Source organism: Zobellella sp. DQSA1 (assembly GCF_041950555.1).
GTDB lineage: Bacteria > Pseudomonadota > Gammaproteobacteria > Enterobacterales > Aeromonadaceae > Oceanimonas.
Genome location: NZ_CP169531.1, coordinates 3126088 through 3142621, shown reverse-complemented (window position 1 = coordinate 3142621; position 16534 = coordinate 3126088). Strand labels below are relative to the sequence as shown.

The following is a 16534-nucleotide window of genomic DNA, read 5'->3' as shown; positions in this document are numbered from 1 at the left end:
GGGAATTCCTTATTCGATGATGAACAGGGGCTCGTCGAACTCGACCGGCTGGCCGTTGTCGATCAAAATGGCTTTGATCACGCCGGACTTGTCGGCTTCGATCTGGTTCATCATCTTCATGGCTTCAACGATGCACAGGGTGTCGCCGGCCTTGATGGTTTGGCCCACTTCGGCGAAGTTCTTGGCACCGGGGCTGGGAGCGCGGTAGAAAGTACCGACCATGGGGGAGCGCATCACGTGGCCGCTGATTTCCGGGGCGGCGGCTTCGGCCGGGGCAGCGCTACCGGGATTACCGGGATTACCGGGGTTACCGGCGGGAGCGGCGACCGGCGCAGGGGCGGCCTGCATATGGTACTGGGGTACGGCCATGGCCGGCGCCGGGGCGCCGTAGCGGCTGATGCGAACGGATTCTTCCCCTTCGGAAATTTCCAGCTCGGCGATGCCGGACTCTTCAACCAGTTCAATCAGTTTTTTGATTTTACGAATATCCATGAGCGTTCTCTTTTTGTGTTAGTGCTGTGCTGAATTAACGGCGGGCCAGGTAACGGGCCGCCGCTTCAAGGGCAAATTCGTAACCATCGGCTCCCAGGCCGCAGATTACCCCCACCGCCTTGTCGGCCAGGTAGGAATGGTGACGGAAGGGCTCGCGGGCATGCACATTCGACAGGTGCACCTCGATAAAGGGGATATGCACCCCCAGGAGGGCATCACGAATGGCCACGCTGGTGTGGGTAAAGGCGGCGGGATTGATAATGATGAAATCCTGCTTGCCACAGGCCTGGTGGATGGCGTCGATCAACAGGTGTTCCGCATTGGATTGCAGATGGCTGAGCTTGATATCGCGTTGGTCGGCCTGTTCGGTCAGCCGCGCAACGATATCGTTCAGGCTGTTCTGGCCATAGATACCGGGTTCGCGCTGGCCCAGCAGGTTCAGGTTGGGACCGTTAAGCAGCAGAATTCGGAATTTATCGGCCATTATGCAGCAATCCTCGTCAATCTTGCGGTGTACACATCGAGCAACATGGAGCCTAGCCGCTTTTGCCCGTTACTGGCAAATAAAATCGTGCGGTCTGGCTCAGTGCGCCCAATTATAGTGATTTCGTGAAAATTGGCAGCAATTTACTGGTCTAATGACCTGATAAAGTGCGGATTTGCAGGGGCAGCGTGGTTCGGTTGGTCATCTTTTGTCCGTTGCCGGGCGTTATGGGCAATCCCGGGTTCCGGCCGTGGCCGCGAGATCCTGCCGATGATGGGGGCTCTGCGTAGCCTGCCACGCGATTGACATCGCGTCTTGTGATGCAAGATTGTCATGCCCCCATGGCTGTGGGGCTTGACCACAAACAACAACGCCGCCCGAAGGCGGCGTTGTTGGCTGGGGGTTATCAGGCGACCCGGCTGCGTTCTTCGATCAGCCGGTCGACCACGCCCGGATCCGCCAGGGTGGAGGTATCCCCGAGGGAGTCGGTCTCGCCGGTGGCTATTTTGCGCAGGATACGGCGCATGATCTTGCCGGAGCGGGTCTTGGGCAGACCTTCGGCCCAGTGGATCACGTCCGGGGTGGCGATGGGGCCGATTTCCTTGCGTACCCAGTCCTTCACCTCCTTGTGCAGCTCGGCGGTAGGTACTTCGCCGGCGTTGAGGGTGACATAGGCGTAGATGCCCTGGCCCTTGATCTCGTGCGGCACCCCGACCACGGCGGCCTCGGCGATCTTGGGATGGGCCACCAGGGCCGACTCGATCTCGGCGGTACCCATGCGGTGGCCGGATACGTTGAGCACGTCGTCTACCCGGCCGGTGATCCAGTAGTAGCCGTCCTCGTCGCGGCGGGCACCGTCACCGGTGAAGTAAGTACCGGGGAAGGTGGAGAAGTAGGTCTGCTCGAAGCGGTCGTGATCGCCGAACACGGTGCGCATCTGGCCTGGCCAGGAGTCGAGGATCACCAGGTTGCCGTCGGTGGCGCCTTCCAGCAGCTTGCCTTCGCCGTCCACCAGCGCCGGCTGTACCCCGAAGAAGGGGCGGGTGGCAGAGCCGGGTTTGAGATCGGTGGCGCCGGGCAGCGGGGTGATCAGGATGCCGCCGGTCTCGGTCTGCCACCAGGTATCCACGATGGGGCAGCGCTCGTCGCCGATCACCCGATAGTACCATTCCCAGGCTTCGGGGTTGATGGGTTCGCCCACCGAGCCCATGATGCGCAGGCTGGAGCGGCTGGTATCTTCCACCGCTTCATCGCCCTTGGCCATAAAGGCACGGATGGCGGTGGGAGCGGTGTAGAGGATGTTGACCCGGTGCTTGTCGACGATTTGCGCCATGCGGTTGGTCTTGGGATAGTTGGGCACCCCCTCGAACAGCAAGGTGGTGGCGCCGTTGGCCAGGGGGCCGTAAATCAGGTAGCTGTGACCGGTGATCCAGCCCACGTCGGCGGTACACCAGTAGATGTCGCCGTCGTGGTAGTCGAACACGTACTTGAAGGTCATGGCCGCGTACACCAGGTAGCCGCCGGTGGTGTGCAGCACGCCCTTGGGAGTGCCGGTAGAGCCGGAGGTATAAAGGATGAACAGCGGGTCTTCGGCGTTCATCTCGGTCGGCGGGCAGTCGGTACTGGCGTTGGCGGCGGCTTCATGCCACCAGATATCCCGCTGTTCGTGCCAGGCCACATCACCGCCGGTGCGACGATAGACGATGACTTTTTCCACCGAATCGACCTTGGGATTGGCGAGGGCTTCATCGACATTGGCCTTGAGCGCCACCCGGCGACCGCCACGCAGGCCTTCGTCGGCGGTGATCACCACCTTGGTCTTGGAGTCGATGATACGGCTGGCCAGGGCATCGGGGGAGAAACCGCCGAATACCACGGAATGCACGGCGCCGATACGGGCGCAGGCCAGCATGGCCACGGCGGCTTCCACCACCATGGGCATGTAAATGCCGACCACGTCGCCCTTGGCCACGCCCTGGGCTTTCAACACGTTGGCGAAGCGGCACACCTGTTCGTGCAGTTCGCGGTAAGTGACCTTCTTGTCTTCTTCGGGGCTGTCGCCTTCCCAGATGATGGCGATGTCGTCGGCCCGGGTGGCCAGGTGGCGGTCGATGCAGTTGGCGGACAGGTTAAGGGTGCCGTCCTCGAACCATTTGATGTTGATATGGCCCGGGTCGTAAGAGGTGTTCTTGACTCTGGTGTAGGGCTTGATCCAGTCGATTTGCTTGCCCTGTTCGCCCCAGAACAGATCCGGATTGTCGATGGACTGGCGATACATGGCCTGGTAGCCGGCGTCGTCCAGCAGGGCGTTCTTGGCGATATGGGCCTTAACCGGATGAACCTTGACTTCACTCATTATTCCGCTCCTTGGTGCAGTAACCATTGTGTAACAAGGTGACTCAGATGGTCGCTTCTCTCAATTAGACTTTCGGCTAGCTGTGCAACATCAGCATCACAACTGGGGGTGGCTTGTTGATGTTTTGTTTACCCAGTATACGGCCTTGTTGTCGACAATCCAGCCTGGCGGCACGGGTCAGCGGGGAGGGTTGCCGGGTTGCCGCAATTTCATGAACATCAGCGCCGTGGTCAGGGCATCGCCGAAGGCGGTGTGGCGCGCCAGCAGCGGCACATCCAGCTCCCGCGCCATGTGATCGAAGCCCAGGTTGGGTTCGAGTTCCGGGTTTTGCATCAATTGACGCCGGCGATAGAGGTTGGCCAGCTCGAGATGGCGATTGGGCAGGTCGAAGCCGAACTGCTCTTTGGTCAGGCGACTCAGGATGGCGATATCGAACAGCACATGGTAGCCGAGCAGGGGGCGGTTCTGGATAAAGCCCAGCAGCAGGGGCAGGGCCCGGTGCGCTGACAGTCCCTGCTGCAGGTCCTGATGGCGCAGGCCATGGATCCTGATGCTGTCGGCGGTGAGCTTGTGGCTGGCGGTCAGGGTCAGCTCCAGCCGCTGGCTGGTCAGGATACGGTTGCCCTTGATCGGCACGGCGGCGATGCTGAGCACATCCGCCTGCCTGGGGTTCAGGCCGGTGGTTTCGGTATCGATGGCGATCAGTTCATCGCCCCGATAAGGCTCGAACAGGTGTCGCCAGGGAGTGTGGGCGAACTTGCGGGCCAGCCACAGGCGTTTGAGCGGCAGCATCAGAGATTCCGGATCTGGAAGTGGAACTCCAGCCGCTGCTTGAGCTTTTTCACCACATGCAGGGCATGGCGCAGCAGATCCCGGCGGTGGCGAGGCAACTGGGCGGCATCGATCTGCTGGTTCAGGCCGTCACCGTCCCGGGCCAGCTGCTGCTCCAGCCGCAGCTGCCAGAACAGGATCAGTGCCGCACTCAGGTTGTCGGCAAAGTCCGGCTCGAAAATGCCCTTGTCGGTCAGCAGCCGGATCCGCTCCAGGGTGCCGGTGTCGGTGAGCCCCTGTTCCAGGGCCAGGGCCCGCACCCCCTGCACTATGGGGAAGATACCGCCGCGCTTGATATCCAGCCCCCGATCCGACTGCTTGATATCGCCGAAGAAGGTCAGCGGCGTATGGAACTTGAGCGCCTGGGCGGCGAACTCGCTCAGCAGCAGCTCCTGGCCATGCACCGCCTCCAGCAGTTGTTTTTGCAGCTGGCGCACCAGGGATTCGCGACCGGCGATAAAGTGCGGCTCGCTGAGGATGGCCAGCTGCATATGGCTGTGGGGACTGTTCTGGCGCACCCACTGAGCAATCTGCCGCTGCCAGGCGTCGATGTCGCGTACCCATTCCGGGTTGTTGACCATCACCTTGCCCGGACAGGGCGGGTAGCCGAGCCGTTCCAGGTAGCGGCTGAACTGGGCGGCGTGGGGCAGAACCTCAGCGGCCGACAGGCCTTCTTCCAGCACCAGGGCGTTGTCCTGATCGGTCTTCAGGATCTGCTCTCCCCGGCCCTCGCTGCCCAGCACCATCAGCGCCAGTCGCTCGTGGTATTCGGCCGGAAAGGCGAAGATGAACGCCTTGCGCATCAGTTGTTCGTTGAGGCTGGCCAGCAGCTTCATGATAAAGGGCAGGCGTACCCCGTTGTTGTGCAGGTTTTCCACCAGCATGGTCAGGGTCGCCGAGGCCTCGGCCAGTTCGTCGATGGACTCGGCCCGCAGTATGCGCAACCCCAGTACGTGGGAATGAGTGGAGAACTGGCTGAGCAACTGGGTCATTTCCAGTATCCCCACCAGTTGCTCCTGCTCCTTGACCGCGACCCGCTCTATCTTGTGGCGGATCATCAGCATCAGTGCATTGAACAGGAAGTCGCCTTTTTGCACCGCGATCAGGTTGAAGCTGGCCAGCTCGTGGACCGGCTCGGTGTTGGGCTTTTCCGCCAGCACGGCGCCGTAGAGCAAATCGGTACCGGTGAGCATGCCGAAGCTGCCGTCGTGGGTGACGACAAGGGATTCCAGGTGATGGGTTTTCAGCAGCAGGGTCGCCTGATAGATGGAGGTCTGGCCGTCGATCACCATGGCCGGCTGGATATTGCCGTTGTCGATGCGGGTGAGGATGAATTCCGACAGGTTTTTCTGGGGGGCAGCGGCCTGTTGGCGGCTTTGCAGATCCTGCTGGAACCAGGCGGCGAAGTCGTGATTGTCGGTCATCAGGGTCAGAAACGCCTGGGTCGGCAACACGAAACACAGGGTTTCTTCCAGCGCCACATAGCTGTGGCGGCACTCGCCGTCGAATTGGCCGCGCAGGTCGAACAGATCGTCGGTGGTGTAGTGGGCGTAGATTTCGCTGCGCTCGGCGTGGCGTTCTTCCACCACCCCCTTGAGGATGATGTAGAGGCTGTCGATCAATTGCCCCGGGTGAAGTATGGTCTCGGCCCGGTTGAAATAGGCGATATCGGTCTGATCGAGCACATCCTGGCGCTGTTCGGCGGTCAGGGTATTGAACGGGGGGTGATCAAAGTTGAACTGATCCTGCATCGGCGACCTCCTTGCCCAAGTATGGCTGAGTATCGCAGCCGCCCGGAGGCTGTCCAGCCGACTTTAGTCGCAGGGTGATGGAGCGGTATTTGAGCGGGGACTGGTCCCCAGCCCCCGCTTTGGCACAGTGTTACAGCAGCAGCTGCTCGGCGAAGTAGATCACGATAAGGTAGCGGGTGGCCTTGCCGATAAACACCAGGGTCACGAACAGCGCCAGCCGCACCCGCATCACCCCGGCGATAAAGGTGAGCGGGTCGCCCACCACCGGCAGCCAGCCCAGCAGCAGGGTCCAGACCCCGAAGCGGTTGAACCAGTACTGGGCCCGGGCCAGCTGTACCGGCTTGATGGGAAACCAGCGCCGATCCTGGTAGTGCAGCAGGTATTTGCCCAGCCACCAGTTGATGACCGAGCCCAGGGTATTGCCGATGCTGGCCAGGGCCCACAACAGCACGGCGGCGTCGGGCTGGCGGGTGAGCACCGCCGCCAGCACCACTTCGGAATAGAAGGGTGCTATGGTGGCGGCCAGCAGGCTGCTGGCGAAGACGATAAAAAAATCCATGGCTCAGCCGCGCATGAGCCACAGGTAGAGGCCAAAGCCGAGCCAGCTCAGGGCCAGCAACAGCCAGGGCAGGGCCGATAAGGCCGGCGCCGGCGTGTCCGTCTCCGGTGTATCCGTCTCCGGTGTGTCCGTCAGCTGTTCCTGCTGGCGGTACTGTTGCTTTTTAACCTTGTCGGCGGCCCGGGCCCGCGCCTTTTGCTGCTTTTTATATTCCTCTATACCCTTCTGGATGCCCTGGGCGATCAGCCGGGTTTGTTCCTTGGTCTGCCCCGGGCGCTGGGTGGCCCGGGCGATACGTTCGGCTTCTTCCTGGGTCTGGGGCGAGGCCTCGGGCTTCTTGTTTTTGTCGTATCTCATTATTCCGCCACGTTGTTGAGATAGTGCAGATCCATGCTGAACATGGCCTGCAGCAACTCGGCGGCGGCGGCATAGAAGCCGAGGCCGTCCTGCTCCCGACAGGCGTCCACAAAGGCGGGCAACCAGCCGATGATCAACAGGTTGGCCAGGTCGCGCTGCTTGTCCAGCAGGGCCTTGCGCTGTGCTTCATCGGTCGCGTCGGCGGCGGCCAGGGCCAGGGTGGCCATCATCTCCAGCTGGTTGCAGACGTTGAGCGGGTCGTCGTCTTCCAGTTGAGTGCCGTGCTGTTTGAGCAGAATGGCCATCAGCAGCAGCGCTTCGTCTTCCGGTTGGGCCAGGGCCGAGGTATCCAGCAGGGAGGGTTGGCCAAACAGCCGGCCGTAGTGTTCGGTCAGTTCGGCATGGGGCTTCTTCAGTTGCAATACCCGGCCAGCCTGTCGGCGGAAGGCCTCGGTGGTGTCCTTCAGGGGATCCAGGGTGGCCAGGCTGTCCAGGAAGGTATGCATGTCATAGCCGTTGAATTCCCGGATCTCGCTGTCGGCCAGGGGGGCGGCAAAGAGGGCGGTAAACCAGTGATAGAGTTCGGCTCGGCGATGCGAGGTAACCATGAAGTCTTGCATATTCCCCTCAACATTTGTTTGGGTGCCCGCAGTGGTCTCACCAGACAGCAGGGTGCCGCCAGAGCAGGCCAAAACGCCTATTCTATCGGGTTTAACAGCTATATCCAGCCCGCCCTCCCGGTAACGGGACTATGGTGGGCTTGTTGCGCAACATTCAACTTTTTGTGAACTTTTCAACATAAAGATAAAAAAATGTTGATAACTGTCCTGTCGGGGCTAGGCCGGACCCTTCCTTGGGGGTAAACTCTAGCCCCAACAGTGATAACCGCACGAGTCAGGAGAAACGGATGTTAAAGCGTGACATGAATATCGCCGATTATGATCCCCAGCTGTGGCAGGCCATCAGCGATGAAACCCAGCGTCAGGAAGAGCACATCGAACTGATTGCTTCCGAAAACTACACCAGCCCCCGGGTGATGCAGGCGCAGGGTTCCCAGCTGACCAACAAGTATGCGGAAGGCTATCCGGGCAAGCGTTTCTATGGCGGCTGCGAGTATGTCGACATCGCTGAAGAACTGGCCATCGAACGTGCCAAGGCCCTGTTTGGCGCTACTTATGCCAACGTTCAGCCACACTCCGGTTCCCAGGCCAACTCCGCCGTTTTCATGGCCCTGGTCAAGCCCGGCGATACCGTTATGGGCATGAACCTGGCCCACGGTGGTCACCTGACTCACGGCTCTCCCGCCAACTTCTCGGGCAAGATGTACAACATCATTCCCTACGGCATCAATGACGCCGGCGTACTCGATTACGAGGAAATGGAGCGTCTGGCGGTCGAGCACAAGCCGAAGATGATCATCGGTGGTTTCTCCGCCTTCTCCGGCCTGGTCGACTGGGCGCGGATGCGTGAAATCGCCGACAAGGTCGGTGCCTGGTTCATGGTGGACATGGCCCACGTGGCGGGTCTGATTGCCGCCGGTCATTACCCGAGCCCGATCGCGCATGCCCACGTGGTGACCTCTACCACCCACAAGACCCTGGCCGGTCCTCGTGGTGGCCTGATCCTGTCCGCGGCCAACGACGAAGAACTGGAGAAGAAGCTGAACTCCGCCGTGTTCCCCGGTGGTCAGGGCGGCCCGCTGATGCACATCATCGCCGCCAAGGCCGTGGCCTTCAAGGAAGCCATGGAGCCCGAGTTCAAGGAATACCAGGGCCAGGTGTTGAAAAATGCCCAGGCCATGGCCGATGCCTTCCAGAAGCGCGGTTACAAGGTGGTCTCCGGTGGTACCCACAACCATCTGTTCCTGCTCGACCTGATCGACAAGGACATCACCGGTAAGGAAGCCGACGCCGCCCTGGGCCGTGCCTTCATTACCGTCAACAAGAACGCCGTGCCCAACGATCCGCGTTCTCCGTTCGTGACTTCCGGTATCCGTATCGGTACCCCGGCGGTCACCCGCCGCGGCTTCAAGGAAGCCGAAGTGTGCGAACTGGCCGGCTGGATCTGTGATGTACTGGACAACATCAACGACGACGCCACCATCGCCCGGGTGAAGGAACAGGTACTGGGTATCTGCCGTCGCTTCCCGGTCTATGCCTGATCGCCCTCCACGGTGATACAAACGGGGTCTTCGGACCCCGTTTTATTAGGGCCGGGATTAGGGGCTGGCAATGGGGGACTGGTTAATCCCGAGTCCCCCATTGCCAGTCCCCGTCCCACTGGCAATCTCCAGCCCGCTTCTTTACACTAGGGCCATCGCCGGCTCCGCGGAGGCATCATGCATTGCCCCTTCTGTAACGCAACCGAAACCAAGGTCATCGACTCCCGACTGGTGGGTGAGGGTCTGCAGGTACGCCGCCGGCGGGAATGCAATGCTTGCCGGGAGCGCTTCACCACCTTCGAAACCGCCGAATTGGTGATGCCCCGTGTCATCAAGACCACCGGCATCCGCGAGCCCTTCAACGAAGACAAGCTGGAAGCCGGCATGCAGCGGGCGCTGGAAAAGCGTCCGGTCAGTACCGAGGCCATCGAACAGGCCATCAGCCGTATCAAGTCCCAACTGCGCGCCACCGGCGAGCGTGAAGTCAAGTCCGAGCTGGTCGGCAACCTGGTGATGGAAGAGCTCAAGCAGCTCGACAAGGTCGCCTATATCCGATTCGCCTCCGTGTATCGCTGTTTCGAGGATCTGCGCCAATTCGGCGAGGAAATAGCCCGTCTGGAGCAATAAGTGCTGAACAACCAAGATGCGCGCTGGATGGCCAGGGCGCTTGAGCTGGCCCGTCGCGGGCGTTTTACCACCAGCCCCAATCCGGCGGTGGGCTCGGTCATCGTCAATAACGGCGAGCTGGTGGGGGAAGGCTACCACCAGCAAGCCGGCGGACCCCATGCCGAAGTCTTTGCCCTGCGCCAGGCCGGCGCGCGCGCGCGGGGCGCCACCGCCTACGTCACCCTGGAGCCCTGCTCCCATCACGGCCGGACCCCGCCCTGTGCCCAGGGACTGATCGACGCCGGTGTGGCCCGGGTGGTGGCGGCGTCGGTGGATCCCAACCCTCGGGTGGCCGGGCGAGGCCTGGCCATGCTGCGCGAGGCCGGTATCGCGGTCGAGGCGGGGCTGATGGAGGCTTCGGCCGAAGCGGTCAATGTGGGTTTTCTGCACCGGATGCGCTCCGGCCGGCCCTTCGTGACCGTCAAGCTGGCCGCCAGCCTGGACGGGCGCACCGCGCTGGCCAATGGCGAGAGCAAATGGATTACCGGCCCCGCCGCCCGGCGGGATGTACAACGGCATCGGGCCCTGAGCTGCGCCGTGTTGTCCGGGGCGGACACCGTGCTGGCCGACGATGCCGCGCTGAATGTGCGCTGGAGCGAGTTGCCCGACTCGGTACGGGCCTGCTATCCCGAGCCAAGCCTGCGCCAGCCGCTGCGGGTGATCGTCGATACCCAGAACCGGCTTCAGCCCGGGTTACGGCTCTTTGCCGTGCCCGGCCCCATACTGCTGCTGCGTGGCCGGGTGAGCGGCGGCTTCCATCAACAGGTGGAGGAATGCGTGCTGCCGCTGGCCGGGAACGGCAAGCTCGACTTGCCGCTGTTGCTCGACGAACTGGGCCGGCGCCAGCTCAACCACCTCTGGGTAGAAGCGGGGGCCCGTCTGTGTGGCGCCCTGCTCGGCCAGGGGCTGGTAGATGAACTGGTGTTCTACCAGGCACCCAAGCTGATGGGCGACGGCGCCCGAGGCCTGTTCGCCATGCCGGAACTGACCGCCATGACCCAGGTGCCCTCCTTGGAATGGCAGGACTGCCGCCGGGTGGGCGATGATCTCAAACTGACTGCAAGGGTAAAAAACTGATGTTTACCGGTATTGTTGAAGCCACGGGCAAGCTTGCCGCCATCAGCCGCAAGGGCAATGAATCGGTGATCAGGATCCATTGTCCCAAGCTGGACCTGTCCGATGTCAGGCTGGGTGACTCCATTGCCACCAACGGGGTCTGCCTCACCGTCACCGAACTGGGCAAGGATTACTATTGTGCCGATGTGTCCGGTGAAACCATCAACCGTACCGGTTTCGCCGACTATCAGGCCGGGCAGGCGGTCAACCTGGAAAAGGCACTGCTGCCCACCGGCCGGCTGGGCGGCCATATCGTGTCCGGCCATGTAGACGGCGTGGGCAAGGTGGTGCGTCGCACCCTGCTTGGCAGCAGCCTGGAGTTATGGGTGGAGGCCCCGAGTGAACTGGCCCGTTATATCGCCGAGAAAGGCTCCATCACCGTGGATGGCATCAGCCTGACGGTGAACGCGGTAGCGGGGGCGGCCTTTAAACTGACCCTGGTACCCCATACATTACAAGAAACCACCCTGGACGACTGGCAACTGGGCCGGCGTGTTAACCTGGAGGTGGATATCATTGCCCGCTATCTGGAACGCCTGCTGACCGGTGCGCCTGAATCACAACAGAGCGGATTGACCCTGGCCACCCTGGCCGCCAGCGGTTTCGTGAAATAACAAAGGGAGAACACCATGGCCTTAAGCAGTACCCAGGAAATCATCGACGACCTCCGTCAGGGCAAAATGGTCATCCTGATGGATGACGAAGACCGGGAAAATGAAGGCGACCTGATCATGGCCGCCGAGCATGTGCGACCGGAAGACATCAACTTCATGGCCAAATACGGCCGGGGCCTGATTTGTCTGACCCTGACCGAGGCTCGCTGCCGTCAGTTGGACCTGCGACTGATGGTCAGTCGCAATACCGAACAGTTCTCCACCGCCTTCACCGTGTCCATCGAAGCCGCGGAAGGGGTGACCACCGGCATCTCCGCCGCCGACCGGGCCCGTACCGTGCAGGCGGCGGTGGCCAAGGACGCCAAGGCGGCGGACCTGGTGCAGCCGGGCCATATCTTCCCGCTCAAGGCCCAGAACGGCGGCGTGCTGACCCGCGCCGGCCATACCGAAGCGGGCTGCGACCTGGCACGCCTGGCGGGCCTGGAGCCGGCGGCGGTGATCGTCGAGATCCTGAACGAAGACGGCACCATGGCCCGTCGCCCGGATCTGGAAACGTTTGCCGAGCAGCACGATATCAAGCTCGGCACCATCGCCGACCTGATCGAATACCGTAACCAGAACGAGACCACCATAGAGCAGGTGGCCCGCTGCACGCTGCCCACCGAATACGGCGACTTCGAACTGGTCACCTTCCGCGATACTATCGACAACCAGGTGCACTTCGCCCTGAAAAAAGGCGAGATCCTGGCCGAGCAGCCGACCCTGGTGCGGGTGCATATCCACGATGTGCTGACCGACGTGCTGATGACCGACCGCCATGCGGCGCGTACCTGGCCGCTGACCAAGTCCATGGCCCGTATCGCCGAAGAGGGCGGTGTGCTGGTGATCCTCGGCAAGGAGGAAACCCCGGATCACCTGCTGTCTCTGGTGCGCACTTTCGAGGCGGTGGATCGGGGCGAGCGCCCCGAAGGCGCCAAGTGGCAGGGCACCTCCCGCCGGGTGGGCGTGGGTTCCCAGATACTGCGCGCCATGGGCGTGGGCAAGATGCGGCTGCTGAGCTCGCCCAAGCGATACCACGCCCTGTCCGGCTTCGGCCTGGAAGTGGTGGACTATATCACCGACTGACGAACCGATAACCTGGCCCGCCTCGAGCGGGCTTTTAGCCTGATATCAAAGTCGTCTGTTTCATTGGTATGAGTCGGCTAAAGGGCCAACTCCGCCGACACGCTTCAAGCACATCCTTGTGACGCTCGGCGGAGCCGTTCCCTTTGTCCGCCCGTTTTGGTATGGGTGTTGCTTGTTTAAATTGGGCGCCGATTGAGTTTTGGCACGGATGCGTCAACAATAGCGGCTACCACTAAAGGAATAACCAAGCAAGATAGCAGGAGAAGCAGATGGCCATCTGGGGAAGGGGACTCAGGGCAAAATCCGTGCTCGCGTTGTTGGTAGCCTGTCTGCTGGCCTTTATCCCCGCCGGCGGCATGGGCTGGCAGGTATTGAGCGGGGTGCAGGAGCACTTTGGCAAGGCCTATGCGCGCAATTTTACCCAGCTCAACCGGCAGAATATCCTGGTGCCCCTGTCGCGGGACCTGGCCCTGGCCCGGCGTTTCGCCGACTCGGTGCTGACCCGCCAATGGCTGCAGGACGAAGCGGATGCCGGCAAGAAAGCCCTGCTGTTCCGTGAAGCCGAAGGCTTTGCCCAGGATTTCAGCAGCCAGTCCTACTTCGTGATCAGCGCCGGTTCCCGCGACTACTACTACCGGGAGCCAGACAAGCCTTTCACCGCCGAACCCGAGTACCGTCTCGATGGCGACAGCCCCGACGACCGGTGGTTTTTCAATATCCTGGCCAGTGGCGACAAGCTCAATATCAACGTCAACCGCGACACCCGTCTCGGCACCACCCGGGTATGGCTGAACGTGCTGGTGGAAGAGGACGGGCGCCCGCTCGGCCTGGCCGGTACCGGCATCGATCTGACCCACTTCATCCGGGATTTCATTGCCACCGATGAACCGGGGCTGACCCCGATGATCATCGACGAGCGGGGGGCTTTCCAGGCCCACCCGAATGACGCCATGATCGCCCTGGGCTCGGCCGCCGGCATGGCGAGCGGGCAGCAACGCAGCCTGCCCGAACTGCTCGGTTCCCAAGAAGAGCGCCAACGCCTGAGCGAGCTGATGCAGCAGGTACAGCTGGCACCCGAGCAGCTCGGCATGGACTGGGTTACCCTGGACGGCCGGCGCCAACTGCTGGCGGTGAGCTTTATCCCCGAACTGGGCTGGTATGTGGTGACCGCCGTGGATCTGAATATGGCCCAGGTGCTGGAGGGGACCGTGCTCAATACCGCGCTGCTGGCCTTCGTTATCATGCTGGCGGTGCTGCTGCTGGCGCTGGCCTATGCGGTGGACAGGATCATGCTGCAGCCCCTGCGCCGGTTGCAGGGCTCTGCCAGCGCCATTGCCCAGGGCCGTTACGATGTCTCCCTGCCGCCACCCTCGGGGGATGAAATCGGCGACCTCAGTGACGCCTTCGGGGTGATGGCGGAGAAAATTCGCAGCCATACCGAAGAACTGGAGCAGAAGGTGCAGAGCCGCACCCGCGAGCTGGAAGAGGCCAATATCCAGATGCGCCAGGCCCACCAGCAGATCAATGACTCCATCGACTATGCCAGCCTGATCCAGCGCGCCATACTGCCGGATCAGCAACTGACCCAGGTGCTGGGTGAACACCATTTCGTGCTCTGGCATCCGCGGGATGTGGTGGGGGGAGATTTTTACCTCTTCCAGCCCGGCGCAGAGGATGCTTTCCTGGTGGGGGTGGTGGACTGTGCCGGCCACGGGGTGCCGGGCGCACTGATGACCATGCTGGCGCGGGCGGCGCTGGATCATGCCATTCGCGAGCAGGGCCTCGTTTCGCCGGCGGCCATACTCCAGCTGGCAGATCGCACCCTGCGCGGCATGCTGCAGGACTGCGATCTGCCACGGGGCCTGGCCACCAACATGGATGTGGGGCTGGCCTATGTGGCACCGAGAGAACGGCGGCTGGTATTTTCCGGCGCCAAGATGTCGCTCTATTATAGTGACGGCGAGCGGGTGGAGGAATGCAAGGGAATCCGGCGTACCCTGCTGGACCGGCGTGATGCCCGGTTCGAGGATATGCCGCTGCCCCTGCGGTCCGACGATATCTATTATCTGGCCACCGACGGTTATCTCGACCAGGCCGGAGGGGAAAAGGGCTTTGGTCTGGGCAGCAGCCAGTTCCGGGAGTTGTTGCGGACCCATGCCGTCCTGCCGCTGACGGAGCAGGCCGAGGCACTCGGGCGGGCGCTGGATGATTACCGGGGCGCTCATCCACAACGGGATGACATTACCCTGCTCGCTTTCAAGATTGATGCGTGTTAAATGAGGGTTTTCTGATGCAAGCCATAGACCTGCTTTCGATTCGGGAGCAATTTAACCAGAACCAGATACTGCTCTGCTTCAATGGCCCCATTTCCCGCAGTCTTATTGAGGAAATAGGCAATGCCCTCAAGAATTATCTGCAGGCCGAAAATGCCCTGCCGGCGGCGGCCATGGATGTGTTCGGGGTTTATATCGAGCTGACCCAGAACATCCGTCACTATGCCCGTCGCATGGGCTACAGTGATCGTGACGGCTCCGCCACGGTAGTGGTGGCCCGGAGCGATGAAGGACATTATATGGTACTGGCCGGCAACCAGGTCGAATTCGCCGATGGCCAGGCCCTGTGCCGGCGCATCGAGCAACTGGCCGGGATGGACAAGGCGGCGCTGAAGGTGGCCTACAAAACCCAGTTGCGCCGCCCCCGGACCGACGACAGCAGTAGCGGCGCCGGCCTGGGATTATTGGATGTGGCCAGGAAGTCTTACCGGCCCATGGCGGCCAAGCTGGTGGATACCGGCGGCGGCCGGGGGTTTTTCAGTTTATTGGCGGTAATATGAGAGTAAACCCGGAAGTAGCCATGAAGTCGTTGAACATCACAGGTAGCAGATCCACCCCGGACATTCTCTGTAACCCGGATTCCGGGGTGGTCGCCATGCGGGGTGATTCCTACCCGGAGAACTCATTCGAATTTTTTAACGAGGTGATCGAGTGGGTGGAGCAGTTTCTGGAGCAGTCGCCCCTGCCATTGACGCTGGAGTTGCGGCTGATCTATATGAATACCAGCAGCGTGAAAGCGATGATGGACATTTTCGATATACTGGAAGCCGCCTCAGGCCGAGGCAAGGCGGTGCAGGTGCAATGGTTTTACGATCCTGACAACGAGCGGGTGGTAGAACTGGCCGAGGAGTTCAAGGAAGACTGCACTTTCCCCTTCGAAATCGTACCCCATGACTAGCCGCCATCCTGCCGACGATGCCGAGCTGGAACGGCTGCTGGCCGCTCCCGAACACAGGGACAACCCGCTGCGGCCGGTACTGGAAGCCTTGCTGGCCCGGGATCGGGAGCACCGCATCCGGCTGGAGCGATTGCTGCGCATTGCCGACAGCAGCTACGACATGGCACGCTCCCGGACCGAAGATCTGCTGCAGCAGTACGACAAGCAGCTGCGGCGGCTGGAAAAGATCACCCGCATTTCCGATCGTTACCAGCGCAGCCTGCTGGAGCTCAATGATCGGCTCGAGCAGGCGGCGCTGCGCGACCCGCTGACCGGCTTGGCCAATCGACGGCTGTTGATGGCCCGGCTGGAAGAAGAGCAGGAACGCTGCCGGCGCGGGGGCGCGCCCTTCAGCCTGGCGATGTTGGATGTGGACCATTTCAAGCGTATCAACGATGCCTTTGGCCACAACGTGGGCGACCGGGTTCTGTGCCTGCTGGCCCAGGCCATTTCCGCGCAGTTGCGCAGCTATGATCTCTGCGCCCGTTGGGGGGGAGAGGAATTCTTGCTGCTGCTGCCGGATACCGGCCTGGAGCAGGCCCGGCAGTTGAGCGATCGCGTCATGCAGGCGGTGCGCGCTCTGCGCCTGGCGGACATCGACGAGCAGTTGCTGCTCACCGTGAGCGTGGGCCTGACGGCCTACCGGCCCGATGAGGAGCTGGACAAAACCATCAACCGGGCCGACAACGAACTGATCCTCGCCAAGCGCAACGGCCGGGACCGGCTGCAGGTGGCGACGCCTTGACCGGTAC

General features: G+C 61.8%; 17 protein-coding genes. 9 read left to right on the top strand and 8 right to left on the bottom strand.

Going from position 1 to position 16534, the window contains the following annotated elements; all coding sequences use genetic code 11:
• Positions 1–9: 9 nt before the first annotated feature.
• From accB to ACEVBK_RS15030, 8 genes are all read right to left on the bottom strand, one after another.
• Positions 10–492, bottom strand: a complete 483-nt coding sequence (accB, locus tag ACEVBK_RS15065) for an acetyl-CoA carboxylase biotin carboxyl carrier protein (RefSeq protein ID WP_375055731.1) — start codon at positions 490–492, stop codon at positions 10–12.
• A gap of 34 nt (positions 493–526) precedes the next feature.
• Positions 527–976, bottom strand: coding sequence for a type II 3-dehydroquinate dehydratase (gene aroQ, locus ACEVBK_RS15060; protein WP_375055730.1), 450 nt, complete (start codon positions 974–976; stop codon positions 527–529).
• Between the two features lie 406 nt (positions 977–1382).
• Positions 1383–3332 (bottom strand): acetate--CoA ligase, encoded by a 1950-nt coding sequence (gene acs, locus ACEVBK_RS15055; RefSeq protein ID WP_375055729.1) that lies wholly within the window; start codon positions 3330–3332, stop codon positions 1383–1385.
• Positions 3333–3509: 177 nt separating this feature from the next.
• Positions 3510–4124, bottom strand: coding sequence for a 3'-5' exonuclease (locus ACEVBK_RS15050; RefSeq protein WP_375055728.1), 615 nt, complete (start codon positions 4122–4124; stop codon positions 3510–3512).
• Positions 4124–5914: a putative nucleotidyltransferase substrate binding domain-containing protein gene (locus ACEVBK_RS15045; RefSeq protein ID WP_375055727.1), complete on the bottom strand. Its 1791-nt coding sequence runs from the start codon at positions 5912–5914 to the stop codon at positions 4124–4126. The genes ACEVBK_RS15050 and ACEVBK_RS15045 overlap by 1 nt, the downstream gene beginning before the upstream one ends.
• Before the next feature lie 130 nt (positions 5915–6044).
• Positions 6045–6473, bottom strand: a complete 429-nt coding sequence (locus ACEVBK_RS15040) for a YqaA family protein (protein ID WP_375055726.1) — start codon at positions 6471–6473, stop codon at positions 6045–6047.
• A gap of 3 nt (positions 6474–6476) precedes the next feature.
• Positions 6477–6833 carry a DUF2956 domain-containing protein gene (locus ACEVBK_RS15035; RefSeq protein WP_375058584.1) on the bottom strand — a complete coding sequence of 119 codons (357 nt, stop codon included), beginning with the start codon at positions 6831–6833 and terminating at the stop codon, positions 6477–6479.
• Positions 6830–7450 carry a molecular chaperone TorD family protein gene (locus ACEVBK_RS15030; protein ID WP_375055725.1) on the bottom strand — a complete coding sequence of 207 codons (621 nt, stop codon included), beginning with the start codon at positions 7448–7450 and terminating at the stop codon, positions 6830–6832. The genes ACEVBK_RS15035 and ACEVBK_RS15030 overlap by 4 nt, the downstream gene beginning before the upstream one ends.
• A gap of 287 nt (positions 7451–7737) precedes the next feature.
• Between ACEVBK_RS15030 and glyA the strand changes: the two genes are divergently transcribed.
• From glyA to siaD, 9 genes are all read left to right on the top strand, one after another.
• A complete protein-coding gene (glyA, locus tag ACEVBK_RS15025) occupies positions 7738–8991 on the top strand; it encodes a serine hydroxymethyltransferase (protein ID WP_375055724.1) in 1254 nt (417 codons plus the stop codon).
• A gap of 177 nt (positions 8992–9168) precedes the next feature.
• Positions 9169–9618, top strand: coding sequence for a transcriptional regulator NrdR (gene nrdR, locus ACEVBK_RS15020; RefSeq protein ID WP_375055723.1), 450 nt, complete (start codon positions 9169–9171; stop codon positions 9616–9618).
• On the top strand, positions 9619–10734 hold the full coding sequence (ribD, locus tag ACEVBK_RS15015; protein WP_375055722.1) for a bifunctional diaminohydroxyphosphoribosylaminopyrimidine deaminase/5-amino-6-(5-phosphoribosylamino)uracil reductase RibD: 1116 nt from the start codon (positions 9619–9621) through the stop codon (positions 10732–10734).
• A complete protein-coding gene (locus tag ACEVBK_RS15010) occupies positions 10734–11387 on the top strand; it encodes a riboflavin synthase (protein WP_375055721.1) in 654 nt (217 codons plus the stop codon). Before ribD ends, ACEVBK_RS15010 begins: the two co-directional genes overlap by 1 nt.
• A 15-nt stretch (positions 11388–11402) precedes the next feature.
• Positions 11403–12512, top strand: a complete 1110-nt coding sequence (gene ribBA / locus ACEVBK_RS15005) for a bifunctional 3,4-dihydroxy-2-butanone-4-phosphate synthase/GTP cyclohydrolase II (protein ID WP_375055720.1) — start codon at positions 11403–11405, stop codon at positions 12510–12512.
• A gap of 269 nt (positions 12513–12781) precedes the next feature.
• Entirely contained in the window at positions 12782–14788 is a 2007-nt protein-coding gene (gene siaA / locus ACEVBK_RS15000; RefSeq protein ID WP_375055719.1) for a biofilm regulation protein phosphatase SiaA, read from the top strand.
• 14 nt (positions 14789–14802) lie between these two features.
• Entirely contained in the window at positions 14803–15345 is a 543-nt protein-coding gene (siaB, locus tag ACEVBK_RS14995) for a biofilm regulation protein kinase SiaB (RefSeq protein ID WP_375055718.1), read from the top strand.
• 20 nt (positions 15346–15365) lie between these two features.
• Positions 15366–15743 carry a biofilm regulation phosphoprotein SiaC gene (gene siaC / locus ACEVBK_RS14990; protein ID WP_375055717.1) on the top strand — a complete coding sequence of 126 codons (378 nt, stop codon included), beginning with the start codon at positions 15366–15368 and terminating at the stop codon, positions 15741–15743.
• Complete coding sequence (siaD, locus tag ACEVBK_RS14985) at positions 15736–16527, top strand: biofilm regulation diguanylate cyclase SiaD (protein WP_375055716.1); 792 nt, start codon at positions 15736–15738, stop codon at positions 16525–16527. The genes siaC and siaD overlap by 8 nt, the downstream gene beginning before the upstream one ends.
• Positions 16528–16534: the final 7 nt, after the last annotated feature.